This is a genomic window from Oleiphilus messinensis (genome assembly GCF_002162375.1).
In the GTDB taxonomy this organism is placed as follows: Bacteria; Pseudomonadota; Gammaproteobacteria; order Pseudomonadales; family Oleiphilaceae; genus Oleiphilus; species Oleiphilus messinensis.
Map to the genome: position 1 here is coordinate 2,928,360 of NZ_CP021425.1, position 16,899 is coordinate 2,945,258.

Annotated in this window: 17 protein-coding genes; 9 read left to right on the forward strand and 8 right to left on the reverse strand. The window is 46.6% G+C overall.

Features of this window, described 5'->3' with window-relative positions:
* Positions 1 to 32: 32 nt before the first annotated feature.
* The 5 genes from OLMES_RS12890 to OLMES_RS12910 all read right to left on the reverse strand — a co-directional run bounded on the left by OLMES_RS12890 (position 33) and on the right by OLMES_RS12910 (position 4,799).
* On the reverse strand, positions 33 to 1,142 hold the full coding sequence (locus tag OLMES_RS12890; protein WP_087461631.1) for a 3-deoxy-7-phosphoheptulonate synthase: 1,110 nt from the start codon (positions 1,140 to 1,142) through the stop codon (positions 33 to 35).
* A gap of 227 nt (positions 1,143 to 1,369) precedes the next feature.
* Positions 1,370 to 2,326 carry a transaldolase gene (gene tal, locus OLMES_RS12895; RefSeq protein WP_087461632.1) on the reverse strand — a complete coding sequence of 319 codons (957 nt, stop codon included), beginning with the start codon at positions 2,324 to 2,326 and terminating at the stop codon, positions 1,370 to 1,372.
* A 102-nt stretch (positions 2,327 to 2,428) separates the two neighbouring features.
* A complete protein-coding gene (dusA, locus tag OLMES_RS12900; protein WP_087461633.1) occupies positions 2,429 to 3,469 on the reverse strand; it encodes a tRNA dihydrouridine(20/20a) synthase DusA in 1,041 nt (346 codons plus the stop codon).
* A gap of 431 nt (positions 3,470 to 3,900) precedes the next feature.
* Positions 3,901 to 4,359 carry a hypothetical protein gene (locus tag OLMES_RS12905; RefSeq protein ID WP_087461634.1) on the reverse strand — a complete coding sequence of 153 codons (459 nt, stop codon included), beginning with the start codon at positions 4,357 to 4,359 and terminating at the stop codon, positions 3,901 to 3,903.
* Positions 4,356 to 4,799 carry a hypothetical protein gene (locus OLMES_RS12910; protein WP_087461635.1) on the reverse strand — a complete coding sequence of 148 codons (444 nt, stop codon included), beginning with the start codon at positions 4,797 to 4,799 and terminating at the stop codon, positions 4,356 to 4,358. The genes OLMES_RS12905 and OLMES_RS12910 overlap by 4 nt, the downstream gene beginning before the upstream one ends.
* 340 nt (positions 4,800 to 5,139) lie before the next feature.
* Here OLMES_RS12910 and OLMES_RS12915 point away from each other — a divergent pair, with 340 nt between their 5' ends.
* Genes OLMES_RS12915 through OLMES_RS12925 form a run of 3 tightly spaced genes read left to right on the forward strand, consistent with a single transcriptional unit; the run spans position 5,140 to position 8,255 of the window.
* Positions 5,140 to 5,685, forward strand: a complete 546-nt coding sequence (locus OLMES_RS12915; RefSeq protein WP_087461636.1) for an NADAR family protein — start codon at positions 5,140 to 5,142, stop codon at positions 5,683 to 5,685.
* 28 nt (positions 5,686 to 5,713) lie between these two features.
* A complete protein-coding gene (locus OLMES_RS12920; RefSeq protein WP_087461637.1) occupies positions 5,714 to 6,481 on the forward strand; it encodes an ABC transporter permease in 768 nt (255 codons plus the stop codon).
* Between the two features lie 34 nt (positions 6,482 to 6,515).
* Positions 6,516 to 8,255 carry a lipase family protein gene (locus tag OLMES_RS12925; protein WP_087461638.1) on the forward strand — a complete coding sequence of 580 codons (1,740 nt, stop codon included), beginning with the start codon at positions 6,516 to 6,518 and terminating at the stop codon, positions 8,253 to 8,255.
* 112 nt (positions 8,256 to 8,367) lie between these two features.
* Here OLMES_RS12925 and pbpG read toward each other — a convergent pair whose 3' ends face one another.
* Positions 8,368 to 9,312: a D-alanyl-D-alanine endopeptidase gene (pbpG, locus tag OLMES_RS12930; RefSeq protein ID WP_087461639.1), complete on the reverse strand. Its 945-nt coding sequence runs from the start codon at positions 9,310 to 9,312 to the stop codon at positions 8,368 to 8,370.
* A gap of 212 nt (positions 9,313 to 9,524) precedes the next feature.
* On the opposite strand from pbpG, the gene OLMES_RS12935 reads away from it, so the two are divergent.
* Entirely contained in the window at positions 9,525 to 10,205 is a 681-nt protein-coding gene (locus OLMES_RS12935; RefSeq protein WP_087461640.1) for a metallophosphoesterase, read from the forward strand.
* 266 nt (positions 10,206 to 10,471) lie between these two features.
* Here OLMES_RS12935 and OLMES_RS12940 read toward each other — a convergent pair whose 3' ends face one another.
* Complete coding sequence (locus OLMES_RS12940; protein ID WP_087461641.1) at positions 10,472 to 11,341, reverse strand: hypothetical protein; 870 nt, start codon at positions 11,339 to 11,341, stop codon at positions 10,472 to 10,474.
* 24 nt (positions 11,342 to 11,365) lie between these two features.
* On the opposite strand from OLMES_RS12940, the gene OLMES_RS12945 reads away from it, so the two are divergent.
* From OLMES_RS12945 to OLMES_RS12965, 5 genes are all read left to right on the forward strand, one after another.
* The gene (locus OLMES_RS12945; protein ID WP_087461642.1) at positions 11,366 to 11,947 is read left to right on the forward strand and encodes a GNAT family N-acetyltransferase; all 582 of its coding nucleotides are present in this window, start codon (positions 11,366 to 11,368) and stop codon (positions 11,945 to 11,947) included.
* A 169-nt stretch (positions 11,948 to 12,116) separates the two neighbouring features.
* The gene (locus OLMES_RS12950) at positions 12,117 to 12,989 is read left to right on the forward strand and encodes a BKACE family enzyme (RefSeq protein WP_087461643.1); all 873 of its coding nucleotides are present in this window, start codon (positions 12,117 to 12,119) and stop codon (positions 12,987 to 12,989) included.
* An 87-nt stretch (positions 12,990 to 13,076) separates the two neighbouring features.
* Entirely contained in the window at positions 13,077 to 15,398 is a 2,322-nt protein-coding gene (locus OLMES_RS12955) for a GNAT family N-acetyltransferase (RefSeq protein WP_087461644.1), read from the forward strand.
* Positions 15,395 to 15,901 (forward strand): cupin domain-containing protein, encoded by a 507-nt coding sequence (locus OLMES_RS12960; RefSeq protein ID WP_087461645.1) that lies wholly within the window; start codon positions 15,395 to 15,397, stop codon positions 15,899 to 15,901. The genes OLMES_RS12955 and OLMES_RS12960 overlap by 4 nt, the downstream gene beginning before the upstream one ends.
* Before the next feature lie 5 nt (positions 15,902 to 15,906).
* On the forward strand, positions 15,907 to 16,407 hold the full coding sequence (locus tag OLMES_RS12965; protein ID WP_087461646.1) for a CBS domain-containing protein: 501 nt from the start codon (positions 15,907 to 15,909) through the stop codon (positions 16,405 to 16,407).
* 17 nt (positions 16,408 to 16,424) lie between these two features.
* On the opposite strand, the gene OLMES_RS12970 is transcribed toward OLMES_RS12965, so the two are convergent.
* Entirely contained in the window at positions 16,425 to 16,865 is a 441-nt protein-coding gene (locus tag OLMES_RS12970) for a YiiD C-terminal domain-containing protein (protein WP_157678289.1), read from the reverse strand.
* Between the last annotated feature and the right edge of the window lie 34 nt (positions 16,866 to 16,899).

A 16,899-nucleotide genomic window follows, 5' to 3' on the forward strand; every position in this document is an offset into this window, starting at 1 on the left:
GGTTGAAAAATTTAACCCTAGTTGAGTATAAGTTAAGTTTGTTTGTAGATTTCTTTTCGTTTTTGATACGTTTCGTGGCAGAGCTGGACGTCTTCCAGAAATTTGGGCAGTTCTTCAAGCAACAAGGCTTGAGGGCCATCGACCAAAGCCTCTTCGGGGTGTGGGTGGAAGTCAACCAACACCATATTAGCGCCCGCAATGACGCCCTGTGCAGTCGCATTCACAACATCCAGTAGACCGGAGGGGTCTGACTCACGATTGCCCACCGAGTGGGACGGGTCAATGCATACCGGCATGCGGGTGAGGCGTTTCACCACGGGAACATGAGCGAAATCGACCATGTTACGATGAGGATTACCGCCGGAGGTTTTCATGCCGCGCAGACAGAAGATTACATTTGAGTTGCCTTCTGTTGCGAGATATTCTGCAGCATTCAGTGATTCATTCAGCGTGATACCGAATCCACGTTTTAACAGCACGGGGAAGCGTGACTGGCGGCCTATTGCTTTTAAGAGTTCAAAATTCTGCGTGTTTCGCGTACCGACCTGCAACATAACACCTGTTGGATTACCGGTTTCTTCCAGTGCAAAATTTATTTCTTCGATATGGCTTTCATGGGTAATTTCCATGGCGATGACTTTGATATCATATTTGCCCGCCAGTTCGAAAACATAATGCAGGCATGACTGACCGTGCCCCTGAAAAGAGTAGGGATTAGTCCGGGGTTTGTAAGCGCCCATTCGAGTGCAGCGTTGCCCGTGTGCATGCAACGCTTTCATCATGGTTTCAACGTTTGTCGGGTTATCGACTGCACAGAGTCCGGCAAAAACGTGGAGGTTGCTCTGGCCAAAGTGCACACCGTTATAGTCAAAACCGGTTTGTCGTTGATCATCTTTGTGCCGCCCCAGAATACGGTATTCATCGGAAATGCGTATCACGCGCTCGACGCCGGGCAGTGCGGCAACCTGTTCCTTGTCGATGGCTTTGGTGTCGCCCAATAAGTAGATTTCAGTCAGTGTTTGTTGTTGGCCTTTAACTTCATGAACTCTGTATGTGACAGCAGGTAGATGGTCGAGGAAGTTGGCAATGGATTTAAATTGTGCGTCCCCTTGAACAAGATCTGGCTGCAATATAATAAGCATTGGTTTGGCCTCCCGACGCAGCGATATTTACGGACTGCAGAATGGTTTTATAAGTATTAATTTTACACAATTCAGGAGATTATCAAGGCGGAAACGGCCTTACAGAAAGTATTGGTTAAAATATTTAAAACGCGCTGACTGATTTTTACAGCCAGCGCTTTACTTCAGGTGGAGTTTGTCGGTGTTGATCCAGACTGTATTGATCTGGCGGCTGTACAGCGGCCCCTTTAGAAATACTCTTGAAGCCGCTCTTCCAGTAACACCTGATCTTGCGCAAATTTGCGAATACCTTCAGCAAGTTTTTCGGTTGCCATTGGATTGTTATTCATCTCCCAGCGAAATACTTTTTCGGTGATATATTCCGGAATCGGGGCAGTTTGATCTCGTTGACCAATTAATTTTCGGGTTAAGTCGCCGCTATCGTTTGCCAGCTCAGTCAAAAGGTCAGGACTGATCGTGAGGCGGTCACAACCTGCAAGTGCTTCGATCTCACCTGTATTTCTAAAGCTGGCACCCATAACCACGGTTTTAAAGCCATGGGTCTTGTAAAAATCGTAGATATTACGGACAGAGATAACGCCGGGATCTTCGTCCGGAGCATAACTGTCACGGCCTTCTTTTTGCTTGTACCAATCGAGTATTCGACCCACAAAAGGGGATATCAGATAGGTACCGGCCTGGGCACAGGCGACTGCCTGAACGAAAGCAAACAACAACGTCAAATTACACTGTATGCCTTCTTTCTCCAGAATCTCGGCGGCGCGGATGCCTTCCCAGGTTGAAGCAATCTTGATCAGGACGCGGTCTTTTGATACGCCGTTCTGTTCGTACAGCGCGATCAGTTTACGTGCTTTGTTCACGGTAGCTTCAGTGTCGAAGGATAAACGAGCATCCACTTCTGTTGATACACGGCCAGGGATCGTCTTCAGAATTTCACAGCCGATGGACACGGCCAGATAGTCTGTAGCAGAAGACAAACGTTCTTCTTGGCTTGAACTTTGGCTGATGGCACGGTCGACTGAAGTTTTGATTAATGATTCATAGGCTGGTAGTGCTGCGGCTTTGAGCAGCAGGGAAGGGTTGGTTGTCGCATCAATTGGTTGCCACTTGCGAATCGCATCAATATCACCGGTGTCGGCAACAACGGTCGTCATTTCCTTGAGTTGATCTAGCTTCGACTTCATTTTTTTAATCTATTTTTCTGTTTTAATGGATGAATGATGCCAGTGTACACCCGAGTTTATGGCAAAATCATGTATTTCATGACAATTCTGTGAAATTGTTTCTTAGACTTCTTCTTCAAGCTTTGCGGTTCGTGCGACTTGTGCCACGGCGGCTTTGAGCACATCGAGGTCCGCGCCAGGTTTGTGGGCATTTTCGCTCAGGTAACGTCTGAATTTACGGCCCCCGGGTTGCCCGTGGAACAAACCCAGGATATGACGCGTGATGTAACCGAGATATACGTCTTGGTCGAGTTGACGCTGAACATAGTCATAAAAGGCTTCAATAACATCATGACGGCTGTCTGGAATGGAATCTGGCTGCTGGTAAAGCTCTTGATCTATTTGTGCCAGAATCCAGGGGTTTTGGTACACTTCGCGGCCCAGCATTACGCCATCAACGTGACTGAGATGTTCTTTACAGTCAGCAATGCTTTTTATGCCGCCGTTTATGATGATTTCGAGCTCTGGGAAATCATCTTTTAGACGATATACAGTCGGGTAGATCAGAGGAGGAATATCCCGGTTTTCCTTCGGGCTTAGCCCCTGTAGAATTGCTTTTCGGGCGTGCACAATAAATGTTTTGCACCCCGTTTTTGCTACGGTATCAACAAAACCATGCAATTCTTCATAGGAATCACGATCATCAATGCCAATTCTGTGTTTTACCGTTACCGGAATATTCACAGCCTGCTGCATCGAATCGATACACTCGGCGACCAATTCGGGATGGGCCATCAAACAAGCGCCAATCATGTTATTCTGAACCCGATCAGAAGGACAGCCGACATTAAGATTCACCTCGGCATAGCCCCAGTCCTCAGCACGTCTGGTACACTCCGCCAACGCTTTAGGATCACTCCCGCCGAGTTGTAATGCTAACGGGTGTTCAAACGGATCATATTTAAGGTGCCGTTCTTCATCACCATGTATAATGGCCCCGGTCGTAACCATTTCAGTGTACAAAACAGAATGTTTGGATAAAAGCCGACAAAAATACCTGAAATGACGATCTGTCCAATCCATCATTGGTGCAACGCAAAAGCGCCGATCCCCCGAATTCGTTGATATAACTGGCTTCTGGTCTGTTTTTACTGCGTTTTTCATTCAATTTTTTCCGGGTTGTTTTGGTGCTTATTTGTGCGTTTTAGGGGGGTTTTAGCCCTTAAGTGTGCCTTTGGCACACCTGTTTGTCTATTGGCACACCGCACTGAGAGGAACTCATAGCGACCATATCAGAACGAAAATCAAAATACGGGTCAATTGTATATAAAGCGCAAGTTCGCATAAAGAAAAATGGTAAAATCGTCCACTAGGAACCACAGCCATTCAAGGATAAGAAAAACGCCGACGGTAAAAGGTATTGCATCTACCGAGCAAAATTGTTGCAGAAAACTTCATCTTAGAGTTCATGTCTTCTGCAACAGGGGGAGTTCTGTATGTTTCTGATATATTTGAACCTATCAAGTTTATAAGTGCGATTCGAAGGCTGACTTATACCGAGATTAAAGTAACTGCTCACTGTCTATAGGTAATCTTCAGTTCAGATCGCTTTTAATAGAGGAGGTTTCGTTTAATAGGGCTTCCATCCAATCGTCTACTTCTGAGGTTTGGTGTTGCACTTCAATCAACAAACTATTGTTGATGTTGAATTGTGGAAACCGAAATAAGGTGAGTCCGTCATCATTAATTAGCTCAATGACAACATGTTTATATCCATCTCCTGAGGATGCCGCTAAGGCTGCTAGTAGCCGATGGTTTATTGGATCGCGATCAAACCTTACCAATTCTTCATAAATTAGAACTGTCCTAGACTGGTATGTAGTCGTGAACGCGGACGTTACTTGATGAAGCGTTTTGGGAAGTGAGTTGCGATTACAGGGTATCCACTCAAGTTTCCCTTCACGAGTAAGTGTGATTAGTTTGGAAACTAATGCAATAAAATGCCTTTTGTTAGCGTTTTCCCTTTCGTCTATAACTGATAGCAGACCTTTCATAGCTCCCACCTCATATAATCCATAATCTGTCGACCTTCTTCAATTATGATATGAAGACTAATAAATATCTCGTTTAATTCGGTGACAGTTTGTCTTTTAGTATGACCTTTAACATATTTTTCAATTAGTGGTTCCAGTTTTCGAATTTCCCTACTAAAGTCGTCATCTTTCAGTTGCTTTTGAAGGTACTTCAATTGAATTCGTATCTGGACCAAGATTTCCCGCGATATGTCGCTTTCTGATTCTGAAGATCGTGCCTGATCTAATTTGACTGTCAGTTCCGATAGCTTCTTGAAATGTATTGGTGTTTTTTCCCTAAGAATAAGTTGATGCTTGAATTTTGTCAGAGTCCAGCCTGCCCAAAAAAATAAGCCCAAACTGACAATTGATGCAACTGATCCAATAGCTCCTAGCCACTCGCAAAAAATCTCCCAAGTCATTTTACTAAGTTCCATTTTGTAAACATTAAAACGTGAATCTATCACTATCACCGAGAGTAGCCAATATTTATTAGTATAGTATTCTTTTTAACGGGCAGGAGATAGGTCATAGTGTGCCATTGGTTTTTTGAGCTTCAATAACTGTCAGTTTATAAAAAATGGTAAATTGGTTGCTCAAATTTATCATTGGTGCTTGGGAAAAGCGCCGGTAGAGTGATTTGGCGAGGGATTATAAGATCCAAATTGGTGTGATTTAGTTTGTAACCCGGTATTGTATCTAGTTGACGACTAGCTTCAACAGAGTTGGAATGTAAAACTAAATTACACGGAAGCGAATAGAATGATCAGGAGTAATCAGGCGTTAGTTGCTGCAATTGCCGCCGGGCAATCTTTCAAGTATGTGTTTTTTTGGGGACATCGCAAATCGAGTGCGGTAACCAAAACGTGTTTTAGCCAGTGGTACGAAGCGCCGTTTCAGAAAGAGGGTGTGTTGTATCCGACCGCAGAGCATTTTATGATGGCAGCGAAGGCTCAGTTGTTTGGTGATTCGCAAACGCGGGAAAGAATATTCAAGGCGAAAACACCCGGTGAGGCAAAGCGTTTGGGGCGTGAAGTTAACGGGTTTGATGAGGCTATCTGGACGGCTGAACGCTTTAACCTCGTGGTAGCGGGAAATATGGCCAAGTTCAGCCAGCACCCCGAATTGCTCTCCTATCTGTTGGGTACTGGTGAAAGAGTGCTGGTCGAAGCGAGCCCTTTGGACAAAATATGGGGTATTGGATTGGCTGCGGATGACCCGCTCGCCAGCAGCCCTGATGTATGGCCCGGCTTGAATCTGTTAGGTTATGCGCTTATGGAGGTTCGCTCTCGTTTGCGAGCGGCATAATTGGCTGATTAATCCTGAAGTAAAGTCTATGTCTGATCCTGTTGAAGCTATTCCGCTCACCCGACTTGCGATTGCGTTTTCCCCTGTTATTGTTGTTTTATATTTCCAGTATCGCTGGTCGTTAGGTGTTTCAACACAGCTGTATGCGCTGGTACGCATGCTTGTTCAGCTATTATTGATTGGCTACGTGCTCAGCTTTATATTCGCAGCGGAACAAGCGCCGATTGTGTTGGCTGTTTTGTTGATCATGGTGATCTCCTCCAGCTGGATCGGTTTGCGCACAGTGGAAACGCATCGTTCCAAGCTGTTTGCTTATGCCTTGATAGCAACGGTTGCAGGGGGCGGGCTTACGTTAGTTGTTGTGACACAAGGCGTTCTGGGTATTACGCCCTGGTACAAACCAAATTACCTTATTCCTCTGGCCGGGATGGTATTTTCCGGTGCAATGAATGGCGTCAGCCTCTCTGCTGAACGATTGAGTGCAGAATTGAAGCGAGGTGATGGGTATGAGCAAGCTCGATCAGTGGCTTACCGTGCCGCTTTGATTCCTGTCACTAACTCGTTATTTGCTGTCGGACTGGTGTCGTTACCGGGTATGATGACCGGACAGATATTATCCGGGGTAGCACCGCCGATAGCTGCACGTTATCAGATTATGGTTATGTTCATGCTGTTGGGGGCAACCGGGATTTCCGCGGCGTGTTTTCTGGTGATTAGCCGACCTGTCTTCATTCGACACTTTGTAAAAGAAGACTCGGTAACACAACACTCTGTAAAACAAGACCCCGTAAAATAAAAAACCTTAAAAATCAGAGAATGAGGACTAAACTTTGGCAGGATTGCTGGAAACACTGGTGGGCGTAGTAGGGTTATTTTTCATACTGAGTCTTATGGTGACCGCTATTACGGAAATCATATCCCAAGCGCTCAATATCCGGGGTAAATGTCTCAAGAAAACATTGATTCGGCTGCTTGATGAGCAAAGTGTTAACGATTTCTATCAACACCGTCGCATCAAGGCATTGCAAGTCTCTAGTGATCGATTGCCTTCATATATACCTGAACATGTTGTCGTAGACGTTGTTCTTGACTTGTTGTTGTCAGGGCAGTATCCAGAGTTTTGTGATAATGACGGTACCTTGAAATCAAAGTTGGCTGAACATCTTTCGACTGGGCAGGAAGCGTGGCGTGTCACCCTGAATACTTTTTATCGTGAAGAGGGTCAGCGTATCGATGCGTTTAGAACCAGAATCGAGGTTTGGTTCAACGACAGTATTGATCGATCCAGAGGTTGGTTTCGGCGACAGCTTTCCTGGTATTTATTATTCAGTGGTCTGATTCTTGCCATATTACTAAATGCAAATGCAATTTCCCTGTTTACGTCGTTCTCAGGGAATGATGGAGGGTTGTCTCCCGATCTCGGTTGGAGCGATTCTGCAATACTTTCGCTCCTCAATATGGATCCAAAATTTTTGCTCCACTCAGCCGCAGGATGGTTGATTACAGCAATTGGCCTGACGTTAGGTGCGCCGTTCTGGTTTGATTTATTGCAGAAAATTGTCCAAATCAGGGCTGCTTTGAGACCTGGGAAAGGTTCTGCCTCACGTGCAGCGCCTAAATCTCCCGTGACGCACAGTCGAAATGCTGGATCGAGTCTACTTCGTCTGGATGATGGGGGTAAGTCTAGCACTCGGAATGCGGAATCATCTTTGTTACAAGGGCCCGCCAATACGTCTCAAAGCTCCACTAATACGTATCAATATAGACTGATTGAAAATTGCTCGTTTTTGTGTTTTCACATGGCTGGGGAGCACGCGGGATTATTTGCACCGATATTACAAACCCAAGGCTATCGAATGCTTCACGGGGGACAAAGCACGGATATGTTTTCGATCCTCGAGCAACGGGACACAACGTATCTGGTTTTTCATGAATTGATCGGGCAGGATAGTTTGAATGTGCTGGTGGATGAATATCATTCTGGATTGACTCCTGTGCCGTGGTTAGGTGAGCTTGAAGGCGGTCAGTGTGCAACGCACCGATATTATCTTGAGCTGGTTGATCATGTCTGGGCTGTGCTTGATAATCAGTTCGAGTGCCTTAAACTATCCTCAAGAAAAAATCTGGTAATCACCGGTTGGTCTACAGGCGCTGTAGTTGCAACTCTCATCGCTGAAAGATTGGTCTCAGCTGAAAAGGTTAGTCTTGAACAAATAGAAGCCGTGGTTACCTTTTCGGCCTCTCGATATGCCGACCAAACGTATCAACGTTATTTGCAATCTCTTTTTTCAACGGCTTTGATTAACGTTTTCCATGTGCGTGATGTTCTCCCGCTGATTCCAAGTGCAAACTTGTTCGGCCATGCGGGTTCAACCGTCATGCTCAATGATTTTGGCGGGATTGATCTCGACCCGGTGTATTGGTTTCAGAATTTGAATAAAGTTGAATTTTCCGAGGCTGACTTGGCTGCTATTGATCTTGAAAAGTTGGAATCAAGAATAACTATGCAGGTTTATTCCGCTGTATTGAAGCAAGCTCTGTATCGAGTGAGAAGCGGGCAGGGGTGCTAAAATCCAGAGTAGGATGAGTTAAATGAGTCTGAAGGTTTTGCCAGATTGAGATTTTTCAACGGGCCGCTACACACCAAACGAACACTTGTGTAACGGCCTCGTTTGGATAATCCTAGCTGTTTTTGCCGTTACTGGCGATGAGCTTTTTCATTTCCTGACGCTCATAGCGAAGCGCTGCACCAGCAATTCGGCCACTGTCACCGGTATCGATCCATTTTTTGACCCGGTTAGCATCGCCGACAGGTGTTCTTTTTCCAAAAGAGTCGAGGAATACCATGGCAAGTTTACGGTCACCCACTTCTGACAACATGACCAGACAACGCCCAGCTTCATTGATGTAGCCGGTTTTGCTCACATTGATGTCCCAGCTTCCTTTCCTGACCAGAAGATTGGTGTTGCGGTAATTTAATGCATAGCGGGGACTGCTGAATCGAGCGACAAACTCCGGCGTTGTTGAAAATTGTTGAATTTTCTCGTAATTGGAAGCAGCTGTGACCATTTTTACAAGATCGCGAGCGGTTGAAACATTTTCTTGAGACAATCCGGTTGAGTCAACGAAGTGGGTATTGCTCATACCGAGTGATTTTGCTTTTTTGTTCATTGCAGCAACAAACGCCTTTATCCCACCTGGGTAATTACGACCGAGCGCTGAAGCTGCCCGATTTTCAGAAGACATCAGCGCGATGAGCATCAAATCATGTCGACTGAGTTTGGATCCAAAGCGAATTCTGGAGTACGTGTTTTTCAGGGCGTCCCGATCCGCACGGGTGATGGTTAACTTCTCACTCATGTCAAGCTTGGCATCCAGTACTACCATCGCGGTCATCAGCTTGGTAATGGATGCGATTGGCACAACTAAATCTGCATTCTTGGCATAGATAAGCGACTCGTTTTTAATATCATAAACGGAGGCTTTGACTGAGGCGAGATGAATATTCTCTGCTTCGGGGGAGGCGGATGTTTTTAATTTGTCTGCTTGACTGAATCCGGACATCATCAGTGTTAGCATGAGTAGTCCAGGTATCAGCGATTTGGGCGATTTGAGTAGCTTTTTCATAATTATTTTGGGTGTACCTGATTTGAGTGACTAGTCTGTTACGCTCCTTGTATGATCTACTCCTTTGTTGCGTTTCACCGAATCCGTGGGCTAAACGCTTTTCGATCCCTAGGTTATAGCAAAAATTAGAATCAGTTGATAGAAAAGACGCTAACTAAATGTTTACAAAGTGTAAAAGAGTATATAAATGTGTTAATGAATAAAGGAAATGGATGAATTTATTCGTAAAATTTGACGAAAATGAATCAGGTCGGGATTTTTTTGTAGGTGATATCCATGGCCATTATTCCGAGTTGATGCGCTTGTTGGAGCAGCGGCATTTTAATTTTGACCAGGATCGACTTTTTAGTGTGGGTGATATTATCGATCGTGGGCCGGAAAATGAGCAATGCATTGATTTGTTGAACAAGCATTGGTTTTTTGCCTGTCTAGGCAATCATGAATGGTTAATGATTGGCGGCATACTGTATGCTGATGCGATGGATTTGGCGTTACAGCGCCAGCATGGTGGACTCTGGATGGATGATCATGATCATGATCAGTTAACAGAATGGGCGCAGCTGATCCAGTCAACATGCCCTGCTGCGATGGAGATCGATAGTGGCAAGTCCACAATCGGCGTTACCCATAACATTGTGGCCGGTGATAACTGGTCTGTGATGAAAAAACTCAAGCTGGCGCAACTGGATTCCTGTTTATGGAATCGAAATCGATTCTATGCCGCACAGAGCGGTGCGCAGGTAGATCCGATAAAAAATGTTGATCTGGTTATATCGGGTCATAATGCATGCGTCGAAGTCGTACAGGCAGCTAACCAGATTTACATTGATACCCTCTGGCTGGGAGAACGCTTAACGGTTCTTAGCGCGGAGGAAGCGTTGGCTTTCAAATAATACGGGCATAAAAAAAGCAGCGTACACGTTGGGTGTAGCTGCTGAAATGTTCGGGCAATTTAGGGACGCTCCGAAAACTTAAGTTCAAGGAGAAAAAACAAACGGCCTGAATGTTCGTTCTTTCATGTTGCTTATGTTATCGGCGCAAGGGGCGTAGAGGCATCGTCCATAGGGCGTAGAAATGGTACATTTATAGTGATTTCAATGACAATTACGTAATTTATTGTTAATGATTGACTGGCAACCATAATAAGACTCGAGTCAGACTATCCTTCAGAGCTCAAGACATAGACCCAGTTTTTATCACTGGTATCACAGATTATCGTTTTAACGTTAAGTCGCGTACAGGCGTCCAGCTGTCCCGGATACGGGGCGGGTAACCGGGTATCAACGGCCATTGATCGGCGGTCCTGTTTCAGGAGTTCGTACATTTTGTGGAAACGCTGCTGAAAATCGGCATTTTTTTGTTTTATTTCGCGGTAGGTATACACAAAGCGTGTGTAGGACATCGTGGTTGCGCCTAAGCCGATTTGCAGCATGGCTTCAATGTATTGTTCATAGGCATTTGCCAGCTTTTGTTTCTGTTCGCTGGATGAGCCATTTATCGGTGGTAATCTTAATTGGTTGCTTGAAGCCAGTGCTGAACTAGAGAGTTGGCTGAGGGGCTTGTTCTTCTGTAGCTGATATTGTTTTCCGGAACGGCACGATATTTCACTACGTTGTAATTTACAAGCACTCAAATGAGGTCTCGATTCCTTTACCGATCCGGAACCTTCCTCATTTTTATCAAAACTCTGTGGCGATCGAGGCGGTGCTAAAGTTGCACCTGAAGTGGGTGTTTCTACCGTCGATTGGGGGCCCAATGAATTACTTTCCAGGGAGGGTTTTATGCTCGTGTACGGTGGGACAGTGAGTTTTAACTGCGCCGCTGGACGTTTAAGGAGTAGCGCCTGGAATTGCGGGGTGTTGCGTCTGAAATCCTCCAGAGCGGGCAGCGTGGCGCCTTTTCCTTTCGCTTTTATTTCACAGTACAGTTCCTCATAGGCTGTTTGGGCAAAATCCCTGCAGTCAGCGTATACCTGATGGCAGATTAGTATCAGCAATCCGGTGACAGTCGTACCTATTAATTTCAACATAATAACCTTCTGGATGGTGTTCTCATGGAGTATAACCCGGATGAAAAAAATTCACTGAAATCTCAACGTTTGATCCTTCGACCCTGGAGAATCTCAGATCTTCCGGATTTCGCCAGGTTAAACGCTGATGTAGAGGTGATGAAGTATTTTCCTGCTTGTCTATCTGAGCGTGAAAGCAATGCCGTTGCCGAGCGTATTAATAAACTAATCTTAAAACATGGTTGGGGCTTTTGGGCTCTGCATTGTATCAACGATGATCGTTTTATTGGATTTACAGGATTACATCAACCCTCTGGTGCGCTGCCGTTTTCTCCTTGTATTGAAATTGGCTGGCGCTTGGACAGGCAATATTGGGGCAAAGGGCTGGCAACCGAAGCAGCACGCTGTGCCTTGCAGTTTGCGTTTGGTGAATTGGCGCTCGACCAGGTTGTTTCTTTCACTGCTGTCGCGAATCATCGCTCACAGGCGGTTATGCAACGTCTTGGCATGAAGCGGGATGCGGAAAACTTCTTCCATCCTGACCTGCCTCCTGGTCATCCTTTATCGGAGCACGTCCTTTATCGTCTGGATGCTGCTGAGTTTCGTCCGGTGAGTGATTCCAGTTGAATTGAGTAGATTAACTGTCAGTCAGGTAAAACCAATAGTCAAGAAAAACCAACAGTGAAGCAAAACCAGCAGCGAAGCAAAACCAACCAAGCACTTGCTTGGTTTTGTTAAAGTGTGCATACTACTCACCACATTTGGAAACTATCAATAACAAGGGCGAGTAAGCAGAATGAGCGATAAAGCAATAGTGACCTGTGCTGTCACAGGCGTACTGACAAATCCACAGCAGCACCCGGTACCGGTTTCTGTTCAGGAAATGGCGAGCTCCTGTAAAGAGGCATATGACGCTGGAGCGTCGATCATCCATGTTCATTATCGCCAGCAAGCGCCTGGAAAAGGTCATTTACCCTGTTGGGATCCTGATATAGCTGAAGATATTACCAATGCAATCAGAGAGGCATGTCCCGGCGTTATAATCAATATGTCCACTGGGACGATTGGTCCGGATATTTCTCCTCAACTGGCTTGTATCGAGCGTATCAAGCCCGAGATTGCGGCATGTAATGCGGGTACACTGAATTACCTTAAAACCCGTAAAGATGGCAGCTGGGCTTGGCCGCCCATGATTTTTGATAACCCGGTTGAGAAAGTCCGAAAATTTCTGGACGGGATGAAAAGTGTGGGGGCGATGCCGGAATTCGAGTGTTTCGATGTGGGTATCGTGCGGTCTATTCAGCTGTTTGTTGAAAACGGGATGTGTTTTACCCAAAATCCGGATTATAACTTCGTCATGGGGGTGGCATCCGGCATGCCCACGGATCCGGAGCTTCTTAAATTATTGGTAAAATATCGACTACCAGGGTCGACCTGGCAGGTGACAGCGATTGGCCGCCAGGAAATTTGGGATTTGCATCAGGCGACTGCCGATCTGGGCGGAATGCTGCGCACTGGTCTTGAAGATACGTTTTATTTGCCATCCGGGGAAAAAGCCAGTGGCAACGGTGAATTGATTGAAGCCTTGGTAGGATGTGCTCGAAAAGCAGGGCGCGAAATCGCGTCCCCGGATGAGGCAAGAGAGATTTTACATCTAAGAAAAGCCTGATCGGGTTTGCGTTGAATCACTGCTTTTGGTCATTACAATTGGCAGGTGATTCAACGCATTAAATCAGCTATCCTCTCGCATTTCCCTATGCGAGTGAAAAAATTGTCATCATTCCATTCGAAAATAAAAATTGTCCGGGCCTGGCCCACAAACTGGGATCCTGTCGGCTTGTCCGCGATTCAAGCGAGCCGCGTGGCGGCGCAAGAACGTGGACACCGTGCAATACTCCTGGTATGTGGTACCCATGAGGACTGCCTAGCGGCGGTCAAACCGTTGGTGACAGACCCCCGAGACCAAATCGTCTGGGTTGGTTCACCGGCTCAATCCGACCTACAAGATATTTTTGCGGACAGTGCTATTCCAGCCCCTATCCCGATATCTCATGGTCGACAGGTTCTGGGCTCAGAATGCGATCAGGTCATTTTCGATGCTTTCAGCGGGTTTGATGCCGAATCATTTGCTGCGGTATCCGGGATCGTCCGTGGCGGCGGAAGATTGATATTGCTCGCGCCTGAGTTGCAGGCTTGGTCGGCATGGCAAGATCCCGCCAGTACGAAAATACTTTCATACCCTGATCTCACCGTCCCCAGTCCAAGTCTCTACCTGATGCGACTGGCGAAACTGACAAGACAGAGTAATGCAGTTAGCATTGCCAGTTATTGTACGATAAGTAACCGTTTTCGTGCTGAGCATCAATGTGTGCTCAAGCAATCGAACAAGCGCTTTTCAAGCCCGATGCATGCTACGTTCAATGCGGACGGCTGCACCGAAGACCAGCGCAATGCGGTTCAGTTAATTCAAGCCGTTGCAAAAGGGCGAACAGGGCGGCCCTTAGTTATGACTGCAGACCGTGGCCGAGGTAAAACCGCTGCACTGGGTCTGGCCGCATTCAAGCTACTATCAGAGCGAAAGGGTTTCCGAATTGCTGTAGCTGCAGCTCGAGCGAGCAGTGTGGCAGTATTGTTCAGTACATTCGATCAATGTGATATTTTTCAAGTATTTGAACATACTTCATCCACCTCGCGTTCAAGGGATACCGGGTCAACACTTAAATTCTATGCGCCCGATGTACTGGTATTGAATCCTCCCGACTGTGATCTTCTGTTCATCGATGAGGCTGCCTCTTTGCCGACCACGGTATTGACCCGAATGATGACGTGTTGCGGGCGAGTGATACTGGCATCAACGATCCACGGCTATGAAGGGCATGGCAGAGGCTTTGCAATCTCCTTCAGAACATGGTTGAGCGAGCACTACAATCAACACCGTGCCCTGCATTTGTCCGAACCTGTGCGGTGGCGGGAAAGGGATCCTCTTGAAGCCTATGTCAACCGGATCTTCCTTTTGGCTGCGGAACCGGTTACTCACGATTTAAAACGCTCTGATATTAATGCAACGCAACCGGGTTTATCCATTCAGCAGGTTGACCTGGCCGCTCTGGTACTCGATGAATCGAAATTGGTACAGCTTTACGGTTTATTGGTTCAGGCTCACTACCAGACATCCCCGAATGATCTTAGAATGATTCTGGAGAATCAGAGAATTCGCCTTTGTACGGCAAGTTTCCGAGAGCAGGTGATCGGGGTCATTCTGGCAATTCAGGAAGGGGGGCTTGAGGATGCCGATCTTGCACGATCTATCTGGCTGGGTCGTCGACGACCCCAAGGGCATCTTGTGCCGCAGTCACTGAGTGCCCACAGTGGTATTAAAGACGCGGTGTTTCTAAATTCCCTTCGAATCGTCAGAGTAGCCGTTGCCCCGATGTATCAACGCTCGGGTATTGGTGCCAGATTGGTTAATTTTGTTTGTCACGAAGCGAAAAAGAATGGGTTGGACTTTGTCAGTACCAGTTACAGTGCGTCCCCTGAACTTTTTCAATTTTGGACGCGCTGTCACTTTTCAACGCTGCGGGTCGGACTCACACGGGATGCCTCCAGTGGCCTACACTCATTTATGATGGCATTTGCACTCACGGAGCCGGGTCGACGCTTGCTGGTCGACTGCGAAAACATCCAGCTTATGCAATTGCCCGATCAACTGAAAGGCTCACTGAAACAATTGGAGCCGGGCTTGGTTGAGCCGCTATGGCTGGTCCTGTTGACGATCGAGGTCCAACGCCGTGTCAGAGCAGACTTGCTCGATATTGAGCGAGCCGATATCGAGGCTTACACGGAGGGAAACCGGCCTTTGAATACGGTTGAAAATTCACTCGCTCGTTGGGCCTGGAGTGCCGACTTTCCCCACTCAAACTGGTATAAAACGACTCCCGGGCTGCGCGTTTTATTTATCCAGCGCATCCTGTTAGGTCAAACTGAGCAGGAAATTATCAATGCGAATGGACTTAGCGGGAAGAAAGAGCTGGCGTCCTCTGTGCGTCGAATTTTAACACAGCTAAAGTCACCCAAATGAATACAGATGAATTGATAAAAAAATTGAAGTTAGAGAAACATCCTTTTGAGGGTGGATACTTTCGGCGTACCTATACCCATAACCAGATGTTTTCGAGAAATGGCGTGACCCGTGCACTGGCTTCTTCGATCTATTATTTGCTGACTGCGGACGACCCCATCGGATGCTTCCACCGGAACAAGTCCGACATTGTTCATTGTTACCAACGGGGCGGCACCATTGAGTACACGCTACTTTATCCAAATGGTCTAGCAGAGCGAATACTGTTGGGTAATCAGCTAGATGAAGGGCAGCGTTTACAGTTTGTTGCGCCTGCGGGTGTCTGGAAGGGCGCACGCTTGATCTCCGGCGCGTATACTTTAATCAGTGAAGTGGTTGTTCCAGAATTTAATTATCGGGATAATGAAATCGCGAGTCGTGCACAAATTGAACCCTATTTTTCAGTTTGTGATTGGGATATCGAAATATTAATCGGCCAAGGCGCAGAAATACCGAATCAGTAGATTTAATGAAAAGGAACCTGATGATGGCTAATGCAATAGATGTAATGAACACAAATCTCGTCACGGCGCACCCTGGCGAACCGGTCGCTTTAGTCTGTAGAACGATGACAGAGTGCAACGTTGGTGCGGTGTTATTGGTGGAAAACGAATCGCTCGTCGGTATTTTTACTGAACGGGATTTGCTGAATAACGTAATAGCGCCAGGATTGAACCCCAAGTCAGTAAGCGTTGGCAGTGTTGCCACGGCAAACCCGAAAGTGGTAAAGCCGACACAATCGATCACAGAGTGTGTAAAAATACTTCGGGAGCAGGGCTTTCGCCATTTACCCGTGGTAGAAGAAGGGAAGCCGGTCGGTATTATCACCACGCAGGACTTTCTGCACTTCACCCCTGATGAGAATGAACAGGTTGGCGACGCGTTCAAGCGCTCGCAGCAAACGGACGAAGAAGGTTTCGATCCATACGAATATCTGGGCTCCGGCGGTGTGGGCTTGCCGCGTTGTTAGTGCTTAAGTGTTAATGCTTAAGTGTGAATGACATAGTCCGCGTCGAGGTGGGCACACTTCTTACCGTCGGAAAGTATGCTAACTCGGAGTGGCAGTTCGACATTCAGCCCTTGCTCCAGCGTTTGTTGCACATGTTCTTCTGTTTTGTCAGGGGCCAGGCTGCAGGTTAGGCTGATATCGCTTAACACTGGCCGTTTATAATGAATCGATGCCTGTTTCATTACCAGTTGTCCTGCTATATCGTTTACAGCCATAAAGTTGTGTAACAACGCCCAACCCGTTGCCGCAGCTAACGAATAAAGGCTGCCTGCAAATCCTGAACTATGCATATTCAAATTCGGCGCCAAGGGGGCCGCGGCAGTAATCTGATCGGGATGCAAGTCTGTGATCTCAATCTCCATGAAATTACAAAGAGGAATGAACTCGCGTAACAGTTGGGTCATTTGTTCGTTTGTCATAAGTTTCTGATAAACGCTATGCTTTAGGTTTCTG